General features: G+C 63.4%; 19 protein-coding genes and 1 pseudogene. 6 read left to right on the plus strand and 14 right to left on the minus strand.

The window, feature by feature from the left end; genetic code table 11:
- Window positions 1–10: 10 nt before the first annotated feature.
- From BC1002_RS20345 to BC1002_RS20390, 10 genes are all read right to left on the minus strand, one after another.
- Window positions 11–760: an electron transfer flavoprotein subunit beta/FixA family protein gene (locus tag BC1002_RS20345; protein ID WP_013091875.1), complete on the minus strand. Its 750-nt coding sequence runs from the start codon at window positions 758–760 to the stop codon at window positions 11–13.
- Window positions 761–779: 19 nt separating this feature from the next.
- Window positions 780–1,766, minus strand: coding sequence for an NAD(P)H-dependent flavin oxidoreductase (locus BC1002_RS20350; RefSeq protein ID WP_013091876.1), 987 nt, complete (start codon window positions 1,764–1,766; stop codon window positions 780–782).
- Window positions 1,763–2,974: a CaiB/BaiF CoA transferase family protein gene (locus BC1002_RS20355; protein WP_013091877.1), complete on the minus strand. Its 1,212-nt coding sequence runs from the start codon at window positions 2,972–2,974 to the stop codon at window positions 1,763–1,765. The genes BC1002_RS20350 and BC1002_RS20355 overlap by 4 nt, the downstream gene beginning before the upstream one ends.
- Window positions 2,975–3,008: 34 nt before the next feature.
- Window positions 3,009–3,821: an oxepin-CoA hydrolase, alternative type gene (locus tag BC1002_RS20360; RefSeq protein WP_013091878.1), complete on the minus strand. Its 813-nt coding sequence runs from the start codon at window positions 3,819–3,821 to the stop codon at window positions 3,009–3,011.
- Window positions 3,822–3,825: 4 nt separating this feature from the next.
- A complete protein-coding gene (locus tag BC1002_RS20365; RefSeq protein WP_013091879.1) occupies window positions 3,826–4,956 on the minus strand; it encodes an acyl-CoA dehydrogenase family protein in 1,131 nt (376 codons plus the stop codon).
- An 11-nt stretch (window positions 4,957–4,967) separates the two neighbouring features.
- A complete protein-coding gene (locus BC1002_RS20370) occupies window positions 4,968–6,173 on the minus strand; it encodes an acyl-CoA dehydrogenase family protein (protein WP_013091880.1) in 1,206 nt (401 codons plus the stop codon).
- 13 nt (window positions 6,174–6,186) lie between these two features.
- Entirely contained in the window at window positions 6,187–7,368 is a 1,182-nt protein-coding gene (locus BC1002_RS20375; protein WP_013091881.1) for an acetyl-CoA C-acyltransferase, read from the minus strand.
- A gap of 34 nt (window positions 7,369–7,402) precedes the next feature.
- Entirely contained in the window at window positions 7,403–9,520 is a 2,118-nt protein-coding gene (locus tag BC1002_RS20380) for a 3-hydroxyacyl-CoA dehydrogenase NAD-binding domain-containing protein (protein ID WP_013091882.1), read from the minus strand.
- A 114-nt stretch (window positions 9,521–9,634) separates the two neighbouring features.
- A complete protein-coding gene (locus tag BC1002_RS20385) occupies window positions 9,635–10,546 on the minus strand; it encodes a LysR family transcriptional regulator (RefSeq protein ID WP_013091883.1) in 912 nt (303 codons plus the stop codon).
- Window positions 10,547–10,614: 68 nt separating this feature from the next.
- On the minus strand, window positions 10,615–11,406 hold the full coding sequence (locus BC1002_RS20390) for a LysR substrate-binding domain-containing protein (RefSeq protein ID WP_238538001.1): 792 nt from the start codon (window positions 11,404–11,406) through the stop codon (window positions 10,615–10,617).
- A gap of 141 nt (window positions 11,407–11,547) precedes the next feature.
- On the opposite strand from BC1002_RS20390, the pseudogene BC1002_RS20395 reads away from it, so the two are divergent.
- Window positions 11,548–12,221: pseudogene (locus BC1002_RS20395) on the plus strand (MFS transporter); the annotation flags it as partial.
- A gap of 104 nt (window positions 12,222–12,325) precedes the next feature.
- On the opposite strand, the gene BC1002_RS20400 reads toward BC1002_RS20395, so the two are convergent.
- Complete coding sequence (locus tag BC1002_RS20400) at window positions 12,326–12,952, minus strand: DJ-1/PfpI family protein (RefSeq protein ID WP_013091885.1); 627 nt, start codon at window positions 12,950–12,952, stop codon at window positions 12,326–12,328.
- Between the two features lie 82 nt (window positions 12,953–13,034).
- Between BC1002_RS20400 and BC1002_RS20405 the strand changes: the two genes are divergently transcribed.
- Entirely contained in the window at window positions 13,035–14,366 is a 1,332-nt protein-coding gene (locus BC1002_RS20405) for an aminotransferase-like domain-containing protein (RefSeq protein WP_013091886.1), read from the plus strand.
- 26 nt (window positions 14,367–14,392) lie between these two features.
- Here BC1002_RS20405 and BC1002_RS20410 read toward each other — a convergent pair whose 3' ends face one another.
- Window positions 14,393–15,340, minus strand: coding sequence for a GlxA family transcriptional regulator (locus BC1002_RS20410; RefSeq protein ID WP_013091887.1), 948 nt, complete (start codon window positions 15,338–15,340; stop codon window positions 14,393–14,395).
- Between the two features lie 208 nt (window positions 15,341–15,548).
- Here BC1002_RS20410 and BC1002_RS20415 point away from each other — a divergent pair, with 208 nt between their 5' ends.
- The 3 genes from BC1002_RS20415 to BC1002_RS20425 all read left to right on the plus strand — a co-directional run bounded on the left by BC1002_RS20415 (window position 15,549) and on the right by BC1002_RS20425 (window position 18,609).
- Window positions 15,549–16,832 carry an epoxide hydrolase family protein gene (locus BC1002_RS20415; RefSeq protein ID WP_013091888.1) on the plus strand — a complete coding sequence of 428 codons (1,284 nt, stop codon included), beginning with the start codon at window positions 15,549–15,551 and terminating at the stop codon, window positions 16,830–16,832.
- Window positions 16,833–16,872: 40 nt separating this feature from the next.
- Entirely contained in the window at window positions 16,873–17,916 is a 1,044-nt protein-coding gene (locus BC1002_RS20420; RefSeq protein ID WP_013091889.1) for an alpha/beta fold hydrolase, read from the plus strand.
- Between the two features lie 240 nt (window positions 17,917–18,156).
- Entirely contained in the window at window positions 18,157–18,609 is a 453-nt protein-coding gene (locus BC1002_RS20425; RefSeq protein WP_013091890.1) for a MaoC family dehydratase, read from the plus strand.
- A 120-nt stretch (window positions 18,610–18,729) separates the two neighbouring features.
- On the opposite strand, the gene BC1002_RS36460 is transcribed toward BC1002_RS20425, so the two are convergent.
- Both BC1002_RS36460 and BC1002_RS20430 read right to left on the minus strand, forming a co-directional pair.
- On the minus strand, window positions 18,730–19,101 hold the full coding sequence (locus BC1002_RS36460) for an SDR family NAD(P)-dependent oxidoreductase (RefSeq protein WP_238538002.1): 372 nt from the start codon (window positions 19,099–19,101) through the stop codon (window positions 18,730–18,732).
- A gap of 43 nt (window positions 19,102–19,144) precedes the next feature.
- Window positions 19,145–19,867, minus strand: coding sequence for a haloacid dehalogenase type II (locus BC1002_RS20430; RefSeq protein WP_013091892.1), 723 nt, complete (start codon window positions 19,865–19,867; stop codon window positions 19,145–19,147).
- A gap of 204 nt (window positions 19,868–20,071) precedes the next feature.
- Between BC1002_RS20430 and BC1002_RS20435 the strand changes: the two genes are divergently transcribed.
- On the plus strand, window positions 20,072–21,193 hold the full coding sequence (locus tag BC1002_RS20435; RefSeq protein ID WP_013091893.1) for a branched-chain amino acid ABC transporter substrate-binding protein: 1,122 nt from the start codon (window positions 20,072–20,074) through the stop codon (window positions 21,191–21,193).
- The last annotated feature ends 17 nt before the right edge of the window (window positions 21,194–21,210 follow it).

The raw sequence follows: 21,210 nt of genomic DNA on the forward strand, positions 1-21,210 counted from the left end.
GCGTCTCCCTTTACAGTACTTTGGCTTCGCTTCTGAGCTTGCCGACCAGCGTCTTCACGTCCTGCACCGTGATACCGGCCGAGCGCTTCGGCGGCTCGGAGACTTTCAGGGTTTTCAGACGTGGCGCAACATCGACCCCCAGTTCGGCCGGCGTCAGCGTGGCGAGCGGCTTCTTCTTCGCCTTCATGATGTTGGGCAGCGACACGTAGCGCGGCTCGTTCAGACGCAGATCGGTCGTGATCACCGCAGGCAGTTGCAAGGCGAGCGTCTCGGCACCGCCGTCGACTTCACGCGAGACTGTCGCCTTGCCGTCGGCGATCACGACTTTCGACGCGAACGTCGCCTGCGGCAAACCTGCCAGTGCTGCAAGCATCTGGCCTGTTTGATTGGAGTCATCGTCGATGGCCTGCTTGCCGAGAATCACGAGCCTTGGCTTCTCCCGGTCCACGATCGCCTTGAGAAGTTTGGCCACCGCCAGAGGTTGCAGTTCGCCCGGTGTCTCCACCAGCACCGCGCGATCCGCGCCCATGGCGAGCGCCGTGCGCAACGTCTCCTGGCACTGCGTTGGACCGCACGACAAGGCGATGACTTCGGTCGCCACACCCGCTTCCTTCAATCGCACCGCCTCTTCAACCGCGATTTCATCGAACGGGTTCATCGACATCTTCACGTTCGCGAGATCGACGCCCGTGTTGTCCGACTTCACCCGGACCTTCACGTTGTAGTCGATGACTCTTTTTACCGGCACAAGTATCTTCACTCCACCCTCCTTGCATTGATCAGCTGAGCGCCACACGCCCCATCGCCTGCCGCATGTCGCGCTCGAAACGCTGCACGATCTCGGCGAGCGGTTCGATGCGATCGACGAACGCTAGCGACTGTCCCGCGGACAGCAGCCCCTTTTTCCAGTCGCCGGTGACGTAAGCATCACGACCGAGCTTGCCCGACACCATTGGCATGAGGTCCTGAATGGTCACGTTCGCGTTGTGCGCCTCGATTTCCTTCACGGCAGCCGTGGTCTCGTTGCGCAGCGTGCGCACAGTGTTGCGCACGGATGTCATGCACAGGTCAGTGTCGGTCGGCCCAGCTTCGACGAGGCGACGCTTGTAGTCGTCGTGTGCCCAGATCTCCTCGGCCACGACGAAACGCGTGCCGACGACCACGCCGGAAGCGCCCATCGCGAGCGCGGCGGCAAGCTGCGAGCCACGCCCGATGCCGCCGCCGATCAGATAAGGAATCTCCAGGTGACTCTCGGCCCACGCCGCATTGACGAACGACCCGACCATGTCGAGCCCCGGATGTCCGCCACACTCGGCGCCGACGATCGCGACCGCATCGACACCGACCGACGCCGCCTTCACCGCGAAACGCACCGACGGAACCTTGTGCAGTACCTTCACGCCAGCGTCCTTCAGCAGCGGCAGGAATTGTTCGGGATTGCGCCCCGAGGTTTCAACGAATTTCACGCCTTCATCGATGATCAACTCGAACACCTCGCGCGTCTTCTCGCCGGGAACGAGCTTTGGCAGCATCGACACGTTGACGCCGAACGGCCCGCCTTCGCACAACTCGCGGCAGCGCCTGATTTCCGAGCGCAACGCTTGCGGCTCCGGAAAACTCGCCGCCGTGATGAAGCCGATGATGCCGGCACGCGCTGCGGCGGCGACATAGTCCGCGTCCGCGAGCCACATCAGGCCACCGGCGACTATCGGCAAGCGCGTGCCGAACAGTTCGGTGACGGCGTTGGAAAATGCGACCTGACTCATGACGAGACCTCCTCGGCTTTCAGTTGCGAGATCTGCCCGGCGGACAAACCGAGCAGCGACTGCAAAACGTCGTGCGTAGCTTCGCCGAGTTGCGGCGGCCCGCTTCGCACAGGCAGGCGCGCACCGTCGAAGCGATAAGGCGGCGCGAGCACATGCGTGCTGCCCGCCTCGGGATGCGGGCACGTCGTCACGAGCCCCGCGTCCGCCGCGCGTTTCGACGTGAGCGCTTCGTGAAGGCCGAGCACCTCGCCGCACGGAATGCCCGCTCTCGCGAGACGCTCGAGCAGCACCTCGCGCCTGTGCAAGCCGATGGCGCGCGTGAGTTCGGGCACCAGCGTTTCGCGATTCACCGCGCGCACGATGTTCGTGCGATAGCGCTCGTCATCGATCAGATCGGGACGTTCGATCACTTCGCGGCAGAAACGCTCGTACTGCCGGTTGTTGCCGACCGCGATGACGAGCGGGCCATCGGCTGCATCGAACACACCGTACGGCACGATCGACGGATGCGCGTTGCCGTAGCGCGGCGGATCGTCCTTGAGCATTAGCGAGTCCAGCCCGCAGTACGACGTGATCATCAGACCGCAATCGAATAGCGCCATCTCGATGTGGCGTCCCTTCCCGGTCCGCTGGCGCTCGAAGAGCGCGGCGAGCACCGCCTGCGCCGAGTACATGCCGGTGAACAGATCGACGGCGGCGACGCCGAACTTCAGCGGCGGCTGATCGGCGTTGCCGTTCATCGCCATCAGGCCCGCCTCGCCCTGCACCACGATGTCGTAGCCGGGGCGCGCAGCCTCGGGGCCCTGGCGGTCATAGCCGGAGATCGAGCAATAGATGAGATCGTCGCGGTCTTCGGCGAGTTGCGCGTAGCCAAGACCGAGCTTCTCCGCGCCGCCGTACTTGAAGTTCTGGATCACGACGTCGCATTGCTGCGCGAGCTCGCGCGCGATGCGCTGCCCTTCGGCGCTTTGCAGATCGAGACACACGGAGCGCTTGTTGCGGTTGACGCTGTTGAAATAGGTCGTCTCGGTCGTGCCGACGCGCATGCCCCAGTCGCGCGTGTCGTCGCCGCGCAATGGATGCTCGACCTTGATGACTTCAGCGCCGAGATCGCCGAGCACCATCGCGCACCACGGCCCCGCGAGCACGCGGGACAAATCGAGAACTCGGACGCCGGCGAGCGGCAGTGATGAAATCGGGTTTGGCATGGAATATTCGCTTTGGAGAGTGATGTCTTTGCGTCTATTTCGACTGCACGGCCGTACCCAGACGCAACCCGACATAGTCCGCGGGACGCTTGCCGAAGAATGCGGCGATGCCTTCGGCGGATTCATCGTCACCGAGCGATTCGGTCATGTATTGCGCTTCGAGATCGAGTTGCGCGTCGAGCGTGTTCTCGCCTGCGCGACGGCACAGGCTCTTGATTCGCGCGCTTGCACGTTCCGGACCGGACGCGAGCGTCTGCGCGAGAGCGATCGCCTCCGCGAGCGCGCCCTGCTTTTCGGTGAGCCGATTCGTGACCCCGAGCGAATGCATGCGTTCGCCGCTGACCGGCTTTCCGGTCAGGCACAGTTCGGTCAACAGTTGACGCGACACGCAGCCGGACAGAAATGCGGTCGCCCCGGCATCGGGCGAAAGGCCCACTTTCACGTATGCCACCGAGAACGACGCATCGCGCGCGGCGACCAGCAGGTCGCACGCGAGCGCGATCGACAGGCCCGCGCCCGCCGCCGCGCCCTCCACCGCCGCGATCACCGGCTTGCGGCAATCGCGGATCGCGCGAATCATGTGGTGCAGCACTTCGATGCCCGCGCGCCTGTCGGACGGCGTCATCGCACGACGCTGCGCAAGCCGGTTCAGATCGCCGCCCGCGCAGAAGGCACTACCGACGCCGGTCAGCACGATCGCGCCGATATCGGCGTCATGCTGCGCCTGTTCGAGCGCCACCGGCAGCGCCTCGTACATTTCCGTCGTCAGCGCATTACGCGCGGCCGGGTTGTTCAGCGACAGCACCAGCACCGCGCCTTCGCGGCGCGAAAGAATCGATTCGTTCATGAAGTCAGCTCCTGTTCAACGCGATATAGCGTTCGAGATGATGATCTTCGTCACCGAACTGATGGTCGATCATCACAAGACGTTTGGCATAGTGCGCGAGCGGCAATTCCCATGTCATGCCGATCCCGCCATGCATCTGGATGCACTCTTCGGCCACGCGTGCGCCGATGCGCCCGATCGTGTGTTTCGCCGCCGACAGCGCGCGCTCGCGCTCGAGACGTTGCGTGCCGAACGCGGCGGCCGCGTTGATGACCGCCGAGCGCGCCTGCTCGATTTCCAGCAGCATGTCGGCCATGCGATGCTGCAGCGCCTGAAAGCTGCCGATCGCAACGCCGAACTGCTTGCGCGTGCGCAAATATTCGAGCGTGTGCTCCTTCGCGACATCCATCGCGCCGAGCGCTTCCGCGCACAACGCGAGCACCCCCGCGCCGATGGCGCGTTCGAGCGTCGCGAAGCCCGCGTCGCGTTCGCCGAGCAGCGCGTGATCTGAAATGCAGACTTCGTTCAGGCGCAGTTCAGCGGCGCGTCCGCCGTCGATCTTCGGATAGCCGCGTAGCTCGACGCCCGCCGTCTCACGCTCGATAAGGAAAAGCGAAATGCCGGCTTCGGCGTCGGACGCGCCGCTCGTACGCGCCGAGACGAGGAAGAAGTCGGCGTGCTCGCCCTGCTGCACGACTGCCTTCGCACCGGTCAGCACCCAGCCGTTTGCGCTGCGCACGGCGCGCGTCGTCACGTTCGCCAGCTCGTAATGGGATGCCGGCTCGTCATGCGCAAGCGCCGCGACTGCGCTTCCTTCGACCAGACTCGCGACCAGCGCCCTCTGCGCATCGTTACCGGCCTGCACGAGCGCATGTCCGACCACGAGCGCACCGAGAAAAGGTTCGACGACGAGACCGCGCCCGAGGCTCTCGAACACGACGGCGATATCGAAGCCATCGCCGCCGAATCCGCCATCGGCTTCGTTGAATAGCGCGCCGACGATGCCTAGTTCGGCAAAGCGTTGCCACATCTCGAGGCTGAAACCGGTGTCGCTGCGCGCGAGCGAATCGCGCGTCGGGAAGCCGTACTGTTCGGCGACAAAACGGTTCAGCGTATCCGCCAGCATGCGGCGGTCTTCGGTGTGCTGGAAATTCATCGCTTCTCGCCTCACAGTCCGAGGATCATCTTCGAGATGATGTTCTTCTGGATTTCATTGGAGCCGCCGAAGATCGACAGCTTGCGGTTGTTGAAGTACTGCGTCGCGGCGCTCGCGGCTTCTTCCGGGCCGATGTGCGATTCGCCGTAGCCGTCGACGAGCGCATCGATAAACGGCTGCGCGTACGGGCCCACCGCGCGGCGCATCAGCGAGGAAATCTCCTGCCGGATCTCGGTGCCGCGAATCTTGAGCATCGAGCTTTCCGCGCCCGGCACGCCGCCGCCCGCGACCGCGGCGATCACGCGCAGGTTGGTCGTCTTCATGTTGTCCAGATCGATCTCGACGCGCGCGATGCGCGCGGCGAACAGCGGATCGTCTGCGAGCGGGCGGCCGTTTCTCTTGAGCTTCGCCGCGACGTGGCGCAGGCGCGCTAGCGCCGCCATCGAAAATCCCAGGCCCGCGATGTTGGTGCGCTCGTAGGTCAGTAGATACTTCGCGTAGGTCCAGCCCTTGTTTTCCTCACCGACGAGATTGGCGACCGGCACGCGTACGTCGGTGAAGAACACTTCGTTGATTTCATGCTCGCCGTCGAGCGTAATGATGGGCCGCACTTCGACGCCCGGCGCGTTCATATCGACGAGCAGAAAGCTGATGCCTTCCTGCTTGCGCACGTCGGTGGCGGTGCGCACGAGGCAGAAAATCATGTTCGCGTGCTGCCCGAGCGTCGTCCATGTCTTTTGGCCATTGACGATGTAATGCGCGCCCTCAGCATCGAAGCTTCGCACGGCCGTCGTCTTCACCGACGCGAGATCGGAACCCGAGCCTGGCTCCGAATAACCCTGACACCACCAGTCGGAGCCATCGAGAATGCGCGGCAGCCAGTAGCGCTTCTGCGCCTCGCTGCCGTATTTGATCAGCACCGGTCCGAGCATGTTCACGCCGAACGGCACGATGCGCGGCGCGCCGGCGAGCGCGCATTCGTTTTCGAAAATGAATTTCTGCGCGGTGTTCCAGCCTGGGCCGCCGTATTCCTTCGGCCAATGATTCGCGAGCCAGCCCTGAGTGTTCAGGATCGCGTGCCATTCAGCCATGTCGCGGCGCGTGAGGCGCAGACCGTTGCGAACCGTGGCGGACAGCCGCGCGGGCAGTTTCTCGTCGAGAAAGCGCACGACGCTCGCGCGAAACGCTTCTTCCTCGGGTGTGAAATTTAGATCCATGACTGCGCTACTCTCAATAGATTTCGAAGAGCCCGGCGGCGCCCATGCCCCCGGCCATGCACATCGTGACGACGGCGTACTTCACGCCGCGCCGCCGTCCCTCAATGAGGACGTGCCCGACGAGACGCGAGCCCGTCATCCCGAACGGATGGCCGATCGATATCGCGCCGCCGTTCACGTTCAGACGTTCAGAGGGAATCTCGAGCCGCTTCTGGCAGTACACCGCCTGCGACGCGAATGCTTCGTTCAGCTCCCACAGGCCGATGTCGTCGACCGTCAGGCCATGACGCGCGAGCAGCTTCGGCACCGCGAGCACCGGACCGATGCCCATTTCATCCGGCTCGCACCCCGCGAGCGCAAGACCGCGAAACGCACCGAGCGGTGCGAAGTTCGCGCGCTCGGCAGCCTTCGCTTCCATCAGCACGCAGGCGGACGCGCCATCGGCGTTCTGCGATGCGTTGCCCGCCGTGATGAACTGGTCCGGGCCCTTGACGGGCGCGAGCTTCGCGAGCGCTTCGTAGGTCGTGCCGGGGCGATTGCAGTTGTCGGCGGACACTGTAACTTCGCGGTAGCTGACGGCGCGCGTTTCCTTGTCGGTGATAGCCATCGTCGTCGTGACGGGAATGATTTCGTCGGCGTAGCGGCCAGCCTGTTGCGCTTCCGCGGTACGACGCTGGCTTTCGACCGAGAACTGGTCCTGCGCCTCGCGACTGATGCCGTAGCGCCGCGCGACGATGTCGGCGGTATCGATCATCGCCGTGTAGAGAGACGGCTTGTGCTCGACGATCCACGGGTCGAGCCCGCTCACGCCGTCTTCACGCGTCTGGATGTTCGAAATGCTTTCGACGCCGCCGGCAATCATCGCGGGCGCGCCATCGACGACGATGCGCCCCGCCGCCATCGCGATCGCTTGCAGGCCGGACGCGCAGAAGCGGTTGACGGTCGTGCCTGCGATCGACAGCGGCAACCCCGCGCGAATCACGCTCTGGCGCGCCACGTTGCGGCCGGTCGTGCCTTCGGGGTAACCGCAGCCGAGAATCGCGTCTTCGATGATGTCCGGATCGACGCCCGAGCGCTCGACCGCGGCGCGCACCGCGAACGACGCGAGCGTCGGACCGGGCGTGATGTTGAATTCGCCGCGATGTGCCTTCGTCAGCGGCGTGCGAGCAGTGGAAACGATCACAGCTTCGCGCATGGTCTACCTCCTGTATGTCGGGTTCAAGCTTGGTTCAAGCGGATTGATTGAGGCTCGCGAGCGTCGCGCCGCGTTCGACCAGCTCGACGATGAGCGGCGACGGCTGCCAGAAGACCGGATCCTCTTTCGCGAACTCGCGGATATCGGCAAGCACATTGGCGAGGCCGACGCTATCGGCATATTTCATCGGCCCGCCGCGATGACGCGGAAAGCCGTAGCCGTGAAGAAACGTGACGTCCACGTCGAGCGGCCGCAACGCGATGCCTTCATGCACGACGTTCGCGCCTTCGTTGATCATCGCCGCCATATAGCGACGCATGATCTCGTGATCGGTGAAGGTGCGCGGCGTGATGTTGGCGCGCTCGCGTTCGGCGTCGATGATCGCTTCGACGTCGGGATCGGGTTGGCCGATGCGCGCGCCATCGGCATACAGGTAATAGCCGCGGCCGGTCTTCTGCCCGAACCAGCCGCGCTCGCAGATACGGTCGGCGATCTGCACGTAACGCAACTTCGCATCGCGCGTGGCGGCCCGGCGCTTGCGCGTGGCCCAGCCGATGTCGCCGCCCGCGAGATCCGACACCTGGAACGGTCCCATCGGAAAACCGAATTCGCGCACCGCGCGGTCGATCTGATATGGCGACGCGCCGTCTTCCATCATGTGATCCGCGGCCGCGCGATAGATCGCCAGCACGCGATTGCCGATGAAGCCATCGCATACGCCTGCGCGCACCGGCACCTTGCGCAGCTTCTTCGCGAGATCGAACGCCGTGGCGACCACATCGGCGCTGACCTGCGCGGGCACCACGACTTCCAGCAACTTCATCAGGTTCGCCGGAGAGAAGAAGTGCAGGCCGATCACATCGGCGGGACGCGAGACGCTCGCGGCGATCGCGTCGATGTCGAGATACGACGTATTGGTCGCGAGCACGGCGCCCGGCTTGCAGACGCGATCGAGTTCGGCGAACACGGCATGCTTCACGGCCATGTCTTCGAAGACCGCTTCGATGACGAGATCGACGGCGTGGAGTGCGTCGTAGGACGTGCTTCCGTCGAAGCGCGCGAGCAGCGCGGCTTTCGCCTGCGATGTCATGCGGCCTTTCGCGATCAGCGCTTTGTACACCTTCTCGACGTTCGCGCGGCCATATGCCAGCGATGCATCGTCACGTTCGATCATCGTCACGGACAGTCCCGCATCGAGTAGCGCGACCGCGATACCCGCGCCCATCGTTCCGCCGCCGATCACACCGACGCTAGCAATCGCGCGCGGCTTCGCCTTGCGCGTCTCCGGCGCCTTCTGTGCGGCGCGCTCGGCGAAGAACGCATGAACCAACCCCGCGCGCTGCGGACTGTCGAGGCATTGCAGAAACAGTTGACGTTCGTGGCGCAGGCCATCGTCGAAGGACATTTCGAGTGCGGCTTGCACTGCATCAACGATCTTTATTGGGGAGAAAAGATGACGTGATTTGGTCGATACTTCGACGCGTGCGGCTTCGATCGCCGCGCGGCTCGCCGCACGATCCGCGAGTCCTCGTGCATCGCAGGCGCGACGTACCGGGGCACGTGTCGTCAGCAATGAACGCGCATACGCGAGACCTTCGGCCAACACGTCGCCGCTTGCGCCGATACGATCGATCAGACCAAGCGCGTGCGCTTCATTCGCGCCGACGTGACGGCCGCTCAACATCAGTTCGAGTGCGGCCCTGGCGCCGAGCAGACGCGGGATGCGTTGCGTGCCTCCCGCGCCCGGCAACAGGCCCAGCGTTACTTCAGGCAAGCCGAGCTTCGCGTCGGACAACGCGATCCGATAATGCGCCGCCAGCGCGACTTCGAGCCCGCCGCCGAGCGCCGCGCCGTGAATCGCCGCAACGACGAGCTTCGCGCTTGCTTCGATCCGGTTGCACACTTCCGGGAGCGACGGCGGCACGGGCGGCTTGCCGAACTCGCGGATATCCGCGCCGCCGATGAAGTTGCGGCCCGCGCCGATCAGCAGAATGGCTTTGACATCGGGATTTTGTTGCGCGGCTTCGATGGCGGTGCGCAGTTCGGACCGCACCTTCGCGCCGAGAGCGTTGACCGGCGGATTGTCGACGCTGACGACGAGAATGCCGTCGCGCAGTTCATGCCTGACGGCAGCCGTAGAAGCTTCTGGCATCGCCCTAGTCTCCATGTCATGGGTGTAGGGCGATTGTGGAAGGCAGCTACCGCATTGACAATCCAACTGGCAATTGACGAACTGTTAACTGAGACTTGACGCAGCGCGCCCGCTTCAATCCCAGGTTTTCGAAAGCGCCACGACTTCGGCGCGCAAATAGTCGATCAGCGCCTGCGTCGCCGCCGACGGATAGCGGTTGGGCAGCGTCACGATGTAGAGCGTGTTCTGCGGCCCCGCGACGCGGTATTGCGGCAGGATGCGCATCAGGCCGCGGCTCGCCGGCGCGTATTCGATGTACGCCGGCAGCAGCCCGACACCAAGGCCTTGAGCCACCGATTCCGTGAGAAACGGGTAGTCGGATGATTGCAGCGCGGGCTGGATCGTAATGTCGTGCCAATCGGCTTCGTTATGCCGGTGCGTAAGCGTCATCGTCACGCGCCGGTCCGGATGCGGCGACGCGACGAACGTCTGCCGTTGAAGATCAGCGGGAGATTCGATCGGACCATGCGCCTGCATGTACTCCGCCGAAGCGTACAGATGCCAGTCGATCGGGCAGATATTGCGCGCCACGCAATCGAGCGGTGGCGTGCGTGTGATTCTCAACGCGACATCGACTTCGGCGGCGATCAGGTCTTCGACACGATTGTTGAACGTGACATCGAGTTTGATGCTCTCATGCGCGCGCGCAAACTCCAGCAGCTTCGAGCCGATGAACATGCGGCCAAAGCCCGTCGGCACGCTGATGCGCACACGGCCGCTCAAGGTTTGACCGAGGCTGTCGATCGACGCGCGCGCCGCATGCAGGTCTTCCAGCATGCGCTTGCCGCTGTCGTACAGCATGTGCCCGGCTTGCGTGAGCTCGAAGCTGCGCGTCGAGCGGCGCAGCAATTGCGCGCCCGTTTCGCGTTCCAGCAGCTTGAGCCGCTGGCTGATGTTCGCGCGCGTCATCCCGAGCTTGCGCGCGGCGCCGCTCAAACTGCGAGATTCGACGATCTCGACGAACAGGCCGATGAGGTTCAGGTCCATGGTGCGTGAGCCCGTGGGTTGTGTTTTGATGCGGGAATCGATTCATCATGCAACGCGGCGTCTGTGCGCTAGCGATCGGTCAACTGGGCGATTAGCGCCCTGGTGGCCGCCGTCAATGTTTCGCCGCGCTTCGTGCCGACACAGATCTGCCGATCGGCCCAGGGCTCGTCGAGCGGTACCGTGGCCACTTTATCGAAATCCTCCCTGGACAACATGCTTTCCGGCTGAATGGTCACGCCGAGTTCCGCCTTGACCAGGGCACGCGCGGCTTCCATCGTGTTGACACAATATTTCATGCGCAACTCGCGGCCGAGCGCCGTCGCCGCATTTCGCAACTGTTTCATCATCGACGTGGCTGGGGATATGCCAACCAGGTCTTCATCGAGCGGATCGCGCGTCGTCACGCTCGCTCTCTCGCCAAGCGGGTGTCCGCGCGGCACGACGGCAACCAGACGGTCGCTTCGATACGCGACGATGTCGAGCTTCGCACTGTCGATATCGTCGGTGGCATAGAAAACCGCCAGGTCGGCGTTGCCCGATACGACGGCGTTCACCACGTTGACGTTCGCATCCTCGTGAAACTCGATGTCGACGAGCGGGAAATCCCGCATGAATCGGGCGATTTCCCGTGCGAGAAAATGGACGATGATCGTGCTGGTGGAACTCACGCCGATCTCCCGCAATGCAGCGCGACGGATCTGCTGCTCCTCCACCACGGTCAGAAACAACCTCAACGTGAACGGGTCGATCCGCCTCGTCAGAGAATGGATATTTAATCCGCTCATTGCGCCTCCTCCTACCGTCTTTTCGATCGCATTGATCCGCCGATGCGCGCGGCGCATGGCTTCGGAAAATCGCAATCGCCATTTTGAAAGCGGCTTCCTACTATAGCCAATCATCACGCCCGGCCGCATCGCTATGGAAAATTCGTCATCACGCTTCAGTTCTGTCGGGCCGCTGCCTTATGTCGTGGCCGCGACCTTCTTCATGCAGGGTAACGGGGCGCGCTGAAGGTGCCGGTCGAACGCCTCGTCGTCGTACGCATGACCGACAAGCCGCGACTGATGCGAGCCATCAACACGATCACGTGGCCGGGCGTCGTCGCGCCTCTGGTCGGCCCTCCATTGGGCGGACTCGTTACGACTTACGCGTTCTGGCGCGGGATCTTTCTGCTCAACCTCCCCGTTTGCATCGCGGCCCTGGCCGCCGTGCCGAAGTGGGTGCCGAACCTGCGCGGCACCGAACGCCGTCCGTTCGATACGATCGGCCTCATGCTCAGCGGTCGGCGGTGACGGCAATCGTGTATGGCGCCGATAAGGCAAGCCAGCCCGACGCGAATCCGCTCGTGAGAATGGGCATCGTCGTGGCGGGGTTCGCCATCGGCGGCGTCGCGTTTTATCAGGCGCGTCGCGAGCGGCATCCGCTGATCGATGTCAGCACGCTCGAGATTCCGACGTTCTCGGTCACGGTCGTCACGGGATCATTGACGCGTATCGGGATCGGCGCCGTGCCGTATCTGCTGCCGCTGATGTTTCAGATCGGCTTCGGACTGTCGCCATTCGAATCGGGGCTGCTGCTCATTGCGAGCGCCGTCGGCAATCTCGGCATGAAAGCGTTGACGACGCCGAGTTTGCGGCGCTACGGTTTTAGCCGAGTCGCGATCGCGGGATGCACGAGGTCAGTGGCGCATCGATCAGGAAGCCGTGATCGTCACGGTCACGTTCGAGCGCAACGGGTCGGTGCTGATCGGTCGTTCGAGCGGGGTTGGCGTGGCAAATCTCACGCTTGGCGCTGCCGGTCAGCGGCATCGGGCAGAAAAGGCGCGATGTTCGTCATCGCGCGCTCGACGTAGACGTCCTTCTCACCCACGGGCGCCACATAGTGAATCGCATTGCGAGCAGCCCCGACGCTCACGAGGCGGGCGATCACCCATGCCGCCAGATATTGCGACGACAGGCATCCTCCCGCGGTGGCGACGTTCCGGTTCGCCACGAACGGGCGATCGAGCACCGCGACACCGGCCTCCTCGACCCACGGTTTCGTGGTCGAGTCCGTGCATGCGGGAACGCCGTCGAGCAGCCCGAGCTTCGCGAGTATCAGCGTGCCCGAGCATTGCGCGCCCAACAGTTGGCGTCCCGGGTCCAACTCGAGCCGTGACATCAGCGCCGCATCCGCCACCACGTCGCGCGTTCGGACGCCGCTGCCCACCAGCACCGCCTGTGCGTCTTTGGCCTCTTCCAGCGACGCCTGCGCCTGAAGAGCGACACCGTTCATCGATCGCACATGCGATGTGGGGCTCGCTATCGAGACACGCCAGCCGGGCGTCTTGACCCGGTTCAAAATATTCAGCGCAATCAGCGAGTCGAGCTCGTTGAAGCCGTCGAAGGTCAGGATGGCGATATGCATGGCTTGCTCGCTGAGTAGGGACGTATTTCCATCGTAGGACCGGAGAGCAATACAATCAAATTATTGTCATGGATACATTGCCATGCCCGAGCTGCGCTACAAACAGCTGGTCGACCGTTTCGCCGACGACATCCGCGCGGGCCGTTTGCGGCCCGGAACGCGCTTGCCGACGCACCGCGAACTCGCCGTCCGCGAAGGCCTCGCGCTGGTGACGGCCACGCGCGTCTACGCCGAGCTTCAGTCAATGGGCCTCGTGAGCGGCGAAACGGGGCGCGGTACGTTCGTGAAGGAGCCTCTGCCGCGCGGCGAGGGTGTCGACTTGCATGCGTGGGACGCCGACACCGTCGATCTGAGCTTCAACTACCCGTCGAGTGCCGATCAGGTCGCTTCGTTCAGGGCGGCGCTGCGCGAGCTTGCGGGCGCTGGCGATCTGGCGGCCCTGCTGCGTTACCAGCCCCACGGCGGCCGCGAGCACGAACGCGCGAGCGTCGCGCGCCATCTGGCCAAGGCGGGTCTGAGCGCAGCGCCCGATACCGTCCTGCTCGTGAGCGGCGCGCAGCACGGGCTGACGACGACCGCGTTGGCGTTGCTCGAACCCGGCGACGTGGTGGCCGTGGACGCGCTGACCTACCCGGGATTCAAGCTTGCCGCCGAGATCAACCGGCTGGAGCTCGTCGCGATCCCGGCCGCGGGAAACGGTCCGGACCTCGACGCCTTGGCGGCACTTAGCAAGCGGCGGCGGGTACGGGCCGTCTACACGATGCCGACGCTGCACAACCCGCTCGGCTGGGTGATGAGCGCGACGCGCCGTCGTGAACTGATCGCGATTGCGCGGCGGCATGGACTGCTGGTCATCGAGGATGCCGCGTACGCATTCCTCGTCGAAAACGCGCCACCGCCGCTGGCATCACTCGCGCCGGAGTTGACCGTCTACGTCTCCAGCCTGTCCAAGAGCGTCGCGACCGGGCTTCGCGTCGGCTTCATGCATGCGCCGGCAAGCGCGATACCGAAGCTCGAACGAATCATCCGGGCAACCACGTGGAACACGCCGGCGACCCTGACGGCCATCGCATGCGGCTGGATCGAAGATGGCACGGTCGACATGCTCGCGGCCGACAAACGCCGCGACGCCGCGATGCGCCAGGCGATCGCGGCGCGTTTGCTGGCCGGCGTGAAACGGATCGGGCATCCGGTGTCGTACTTTCTGTGGCTTCCGCTTGCCCAGGAAGTGCGCGCGGACGCGATCGCCATGGCCTTGAGGCGCGTGAAGATCGCCGTTTCGACAGCGCACCCGTTCGCCGCGTCGCCGCATGTGCCGCACGCGATCCGGCTCGCGCTCGGCTCGGTCGGCCTAACGACACTCGAGCAGTCGCTGCAGACGGTGGCGCGTGTCATTGCCGAACAGACCTACTGATCGTAGACGGTGCGACGCCGTCCGCCTCACCCCAGCGCGGCCGAGCGCGCATTGCGACGTATCGCCTGCGGCGGTTGCCCGAACGCCCGAGCGAACGCGTCGCGCATGCGGCGCGGGTCGGCGAACCCGGTCTGTTGCGCGATCTGTTCGACCGTATGGCGGCTCCGCTCCAGCATGAGGCGCGCCGCTTCGAGACGCAGTCTCTCGACGGCCTTGGCGGGCGATTGCCCCGTCTCCGCCCGGAACGCGCGGCTGAACTGACGCGGGCTGAGCCGCGCGACTTCAGCCAGTTGCTCCACCAGCAGCGGTTGCGCGAGATTCTTCCTCGCGTAGGTCAGCGCGGACTGAATGCGATCGGACTTCGCATCGAGCTCCAGCAACGCCGAATGCTGGGACTGACCACCGGCGCGCCGATGAGAGACGACGAGCGTTTGCGCGACCGATCTCGCAACGTCCACGCCCAGGTCGGCCTCAACTAACGCCAGCCCGAGATCGATACCCGCTGTCATGCCCGCCGACGTCCAGACCGAACCGTCGACCGCGTAAATCCGGTCTTCCTCCACGCGAATGCGCGGAAAACGGGTGCGCAGCGCGGACGCATAGACCCAGTGCGTGGTGGCGCGCTTGCCGTCGAGCAGACCCGCTTCCGCCAGCACGAATGCGCCCGTGCAAATCGCGGCGACACGCCGGGCCGTCAGCGCGCTGTGGCGTGCGTAGGCGAGCAGCCCCGGGGACGGCCGCGCCGCACCGGGATCGCCGCCCGTGAACAGGACCGTGTCGAACGTTCGCTCTCCAAATGGTTCGGTCATCACCGTGGGGCCACCGATCGGTCTGACTGGTTCGCCACGCTCAGACAGCGTGACGATTTCGTAGAACGATTCACCGAATTTCTGATTGGCAAACGAAAACACCGGCTGCGCGGCGAGCGACATGGCGTGAAACCCATCGAACACGACGAACGCGACTGACGGCACGGCGATTCCTTCGAATGGTGTCCTGAAACTGTAGTTTCTACGTCCTTTGCGATATCGGCGGCCGCTCATATAAATGCGCTATGGATGCGCGGGTTCGATTGAACGCAAATAAGCAGCACTCAACGATCCTTTCGCACCAGCGGTCGACCGACTCTTTCAGTTCCCATTCTAGTCACCGTTTCCTTTTCGCAGGTCAGGAGAACTCCTCATGAAAGGCCTCAAATCCCTACTTGTCACCGCGCTGATCGCGGCGCCGGCCATCGCCAACACGCCGGCAACCGCGCTTGCGGCGCAGGCGCCCACGACGTCCGCTGCGCCGGCGGATGACACGGCCATCCACCCGTTCACGGCGCACTTTTCCGACGCGCAACTAGCCGACCTGAAGAAACGCATCGCGCAGACGCGCTGGCCGCAACCGGAGACGGTGACGGACCGGTCGCAGGGCGCGCAGCTCGCGAAGCTGCAGGCGCTCGTGCAGTATTGGGGCACCGGCTACGACTGGCGCAACGCCGAAGCAAAGCTGAACGCGCTACCGCAGTTCGTCACGACGATCGATGGCGTCGATATTCACTTCATCTGGGTGCGCTCGAAAAATCCCGGTGCGCTACCGCTGATCATGACGCATGGCTGGCCCGGTTCGGTGTTCGAGGAGCTGAAGGTGATCGGACCGTTGACTGACCCCGTAGCGTACGGAGGACGTGCGGAGGATTCGTTCGATCTGGTTCTGCCGTCGATGCCCGGATACGGATTTTCGGGTAAGCCATCGACGGCCGACTGGACGCCAGATCACATCGCGCGAGCATGGGAAGAACTGATGCGGCGCCTCGGCTATCAGCAATACGTCGCACAGGGCGGAGACTGGGGCTCGGTGATCGCCGACAAGATGGCCGCGCAACAGCCGCCGGGCCTGCTCGCCATTCACGTCAATATGCCGGCGACCGTGCCGCCCGAAATCGCAAAGCGGTTGAAGGCGGGCGATCCGCCGCCGCGCGGACTCTCCGGCAAGGAGAAAGCCGCCTATCAGTCGCTGAACAATCTATACACGCGCGGCGGCGGCTATGCGGCGATGATGGTCACACGTCCACAGACGATCGGTTATGCGCTCGCGGATTCCCCGGTCGGACAGGCCGCATGGATGTACGACAAATTCGCGGACTGGACCTACAGCGGCGGCGATCCGGAACGGTCGTTGAGCAAAGACGAGATGCTCGACGACATCACGCTGTACTGGCTGACCAATACCTCCACCTCGGCGGCGCAGCTTTACTGGACCAACAACGCGAACAACTTCAATAGCGTGAACATCTCGATCCCAGCCGCCGTGACCGTGTTTCCCGGCGAGATTTATCAGGCGCCCCGCAGTTGGACCGAGCGCAGCTATCACAACCTCATCTACTTCAACGAAGTGAACAAGGGCGGCCATTTCGCGGCATGGGAACAGCCGCAGCTCTTCTCCGAGGAAATCCGCGCTGCCTTCAGGTCGCTGCGCTGATCGGTGTCTTGCACGGCGCAACGTTCGAAGGAGCTTCGTAATGTCGGATGAAATCAACAGGCGTCGTCGACGCCTTCTCGGGAGCGCCGCCATCGGCGTCGGCGCGCTCAACCTCGGATTGAACGGCTGGGCAAATGCCCAGTCGCTTGCAGGAGATCAAAACAGTGGCGGTGCGCCGCAACCCACATCGTTCGCGACGATCAAGCAGATCGACGCCGGCGTGCTGAACATTGGCTACGCCGAAGTGGGACCCGCCGATGGTCCCGTGGTGATCCTGCTTCATGGCTGGCCATATGACATCCACAGCTTTGCCGACGCTTCGCTGCGCATCGCATCGGCGGGCTATCGGGTGATCGTTCCACATTTGCGCGGTTACGGCACGACGCGCTTTCTTTCACCCGCGACGATTCGCAATGGTCAGCAATCGGTACTCGCCGTCGACGTCATAGCGTTGATGGATGCGCTAAAGATCCAGCGGGCGATCATTGGCGGATTCGATTGGGGCGCGCGCACGGCAAATATCGTCGCCGCACTGTGGCCGCAACGGTGCCAGGCGTTGGTGTCGGTGAGCGGGTATCTGATCGGCAGCCAGAGGGTCGGGAGCAAGCCATTGCCGCCGAAGGCGGAGCTTTCGTGGTGGTATCAGTTCTACTTCGCCACCGAGCGCGGCAGGCAGGGCTATGAAGCGAACCGCAATGACTTTGCGAAGCTGATCTGGCAACTCGCGTCGCCGAAATGGTCCTTCGACGATGCGACGTTCGCGCGCTCGGCGGCCGCGTTCGAGAATCCCGACCACGTTGCCGTCGTGATCGACAATTACCGTTGGCGTTTGGGTTTGTCGAGAGGCGAGCCTCAATACGACGCGCTGGAGAAGCGCCTCGCAGCAGCACCTGTCATTAGCGTGCCGACGATCGCGCTGGAAGGCGATGCGAACGGCGCCCCGCATCCGGAGCCCGCGTCGTATGCGGGGAAATTCGTCGGCAGATACGCGCAACGTACTATCGGGGGCGGTATTGGTCACAACTTGCCCCAGGAGGCACCGCAGGCGTTTGCGGACGCGATAGTCGAAGTGGCTCGCTACTAGCTTCGAAACGTGCATGTTCTCGCACCTCGGTATGCGGCGCGCGAACATGCACTCGAGCGGCTAACCTCGCGGCAATCCGGCCCGCCCGCAGCCCGTTCGATTATTGATCCGCCTGAAATAATCCATTCAGCGGCACCCTCTTACTCGTCGCCGAGCCCTTCCCTACAGTAGCTGCACGACACACGGGATACCAACGCTACGAGGCGGTCTCCCGCATCCCTGGCTCAAGAGGAGACGCTCATGAATCGGCAGGCGCTCTATTTCGACGACCTCAAGGTCGGCGACACCTCCATTACCGGCACGTACGAAGTCAGCGCGGCCGCGATCAAGCGGTTCGCCGCGGAGTTCGATCCGCAGCCATTCCATCTCGACGAGGAAGCCGCCCGCGGCACCATGTTCGGCGGACTCGCAGCGAGTGGCTGGCATACCGCGGCGATCACGATGCGCCTGCTCGTCAGCGAGGGCCCGAAGCTGATCAACGGCGTACTCGGAGCCGGCTGCGAAATCGAATGGCAGACGCCGACGCGCCCTGGCGACATCCTGCACGTGGAAAGCGAAGTGGTGGAACTGATCCCTTCGCGCTCACGCGCCGATCGGGGAACCGTCGCGCTGCGATCGAAAACGATCAATCAGCACGGCCAGATCGTGCAGGACATGACCGCAAAACTGATCGTCGCACGCCGGCCCGCGTAACGCCGATTGCCGGTCACTTCGCAAGGACCTCCATCATGATCGTCGATCGCTCCGCCCAGCACGCCGCCGCGAACTACAAGCTGTTGATCGGCTCGATTCTGCCGCGCGCCATTGCGTGGGTCAGCACGCTTTCGAAGGCGCCGCCTTCTGAATGGTCAGCAACAGACCGGTGAAATTGAGCGCGAACTGGTCGTTGATCATTTCAGGGGTAACGGCTTCCAGCGGAGCTGCGGTGCCCGCGCCGGCATTTGCGAACACGATGTCGATGCGGCCGAAAGTTGCTGCCACAGCGACCTTGGCGCCCTCTGCGCGAAAGAGCTTGGCGACTTCCAGACCGATACCCGACGTACCCCCGTGACGAGCGCGACCTTGTTCTTCAGCTTCATGTTCAATTTCCTTGAGGTGAGTTGGCGAGAACCGTTGGTGTCCCCGATGGAGACCATTCTGGTCGGCTGCCGCACCTCCGACAAATGAGAAGAACTTGCCACCCAAGCCAGAAAATCTAGTTCGGCCTCGATGTTTGCGACCCATCAGCTCACTTCACCAGCGCTTCCCGATGGGCGTCGACGAAGTCAGCTATGCTGTTGAAGCGGAAGTCGATGTTCGGCTGCGAGCCCGGGTCCATCGTCGCGCCAAAGCCCGGCTGCGAATGACGCCGGTAAATCCAGCACGACGCCAGCCCGAACTCGTTCGCGGGCTTGTGGTCATGGAAAAGGCTTTCTGCCGTGTGAAGGATTGTTTCCTTCCTGATGCCACGCTCATCGAGCTTCTGAAGCATGTACTCGAAGTTGCGCGGCGACGGCTTGTAGGAGCCGACGTCCTCCGCCGTGATGATCGCGTCGAACTGAACCTGCAGCCTGGCGTTGCTGTGGGCGAAACTTTCGTTGTCGACGTTCGACAGGATGATCAGCTTGTAGTGCTGCTTCAGATATTGCAGCGCGGCTGCAGAATCGGGGAATGCCGGCCAGTTTCTGATCGATCGGCCGTACGCCACGCATTCTTCGTGGGTATAGCGCAGGCCCCACTCCTCTGCCATGCGCTTATACACGATGGACAGCAGTTCCTGATAGCGCTTCGCGGGCGTGAATTTCTGCTGCGACGACTCGTGGCGAGCGTGGGCTTCCAGCACCTGGTCACGCGTGAGCGGCGTGCTGGCTCGCTCCAGCAGAGGCTTCAGGGCTTCGAAGATGCCACTCTCCCAGTCGATCAAGGTGCCGTAGCAGTCAAAAGTCAGTGCATCGAAATCGGTCAGTTTCACGACTCCTCCTGTCAGATGTCCATGATGAAGACCACAATGGATTGAGCAACCGCCGCAATCAGAACTTTAATGCAGCAGCGAAGCGACAGCTTCACTTCTGTTGTGCGCTCGCATTGGCTCACAAACCCTGGCGTTTTCCCGAATGCGATCCGACGACGAAGCGGAGCTAATCTGGTCACCCTCGGTCCAACACCTGGAGACTTTATGCGACCCGTCGTCATGGCAATGGCTGTCCTAACAGCCGCCGGCATCTGCGCATCCGTCAACGCTCAATCGGTGATCACCCTCGGGCACTCCGCTCCGCTCACGGGCCCGCAGGCGCCGAACGGAAAGGACAACGAGAACGGCGCCCGCCTCGCTATCGACGAACTCAACAAGAGCGGTGTCACGGTAGCTGGCCAGAAGGTAACGTTCAAACTGGACTCCGAAGACGACCAGGCAGACCCGAAGATCGGCGTTCAAGTCGCGCAGAAACTCGTCGACAGCGGCGTGATCGCCGTGCTGGGCCCGTACAACTCGGGCGTGGCGATTCCGGCGTCGCGCGTCTATAACACGGGCGGCGTACCGATGCTGCCGGTGGCGTCCAATCCGGCGCTGACGAAGCAAGGCTTCAAGAACATCTTCCGTATCGGCGCGAGCGACGAGCAGCTAGGCGGGACGATGGGCCAGTTTGCGGCCAAGACATTGAAGGCCAAGACCGCCGCCGTGATCGACGATCGCACGGCCTATGGGCAAGGCGTGGCCGAGCAGTTCATCAAAGAGGCCAAGGCAAACGGAATTCAGATCGTGGACCAGCAGTTCACGAACTCGTCGGCGACTGACTTCCTCGGCATTCTGACCAGCATCAAGGCCAAAAATCCGGATGTCGTCTTCTTCGGCGGATACGCTGCTCAAGGCGCGCCGATGGCCAGGCAAATGCGCGCACGCGGACTGCGTGCCAAGCTGCTTGGCGGCGATGGCATTTGCTCGGCAGACATGGGTAAGGTCGCTGGTGACGCGGCCTCCATCGTGTATTGCGCCCAGGGCGGCATTGCGCTCGACAAAACCCCAGCCGGCCGAGAGTTTCTGCAGAAATACAAAGCCGCCTTCAACACCGACACACAGGTCTATGCGGTCAGCTATTACGACGGTGTAAAGCTGCTCGCCGATGCGATGGCCAAAGCGGGCACCACGACCGACAAGGCAAAGCTCACCGCCCAGTTGGCAAAGACCAACTATAAGGGCGTAGCAGGCACCTACTCGTTCGATGAAAACGGCGATCTGAAGGGCGCACCCACGACCGTCTATGTGATCAGAAACGGCCTTCCGGTGCCGTACGGGCAGTAACGTTCAATCGAGTCGTC

The organism is Paraburkholderia atlantica (assembly GCF_000092885.1).
GTDB lineage: Bacteria > Pseudomonadota > Gammaproteobacteria > Burkholderiales > Burkholderiaceae > Paraburkholderia > Paraburkholderia atlantica.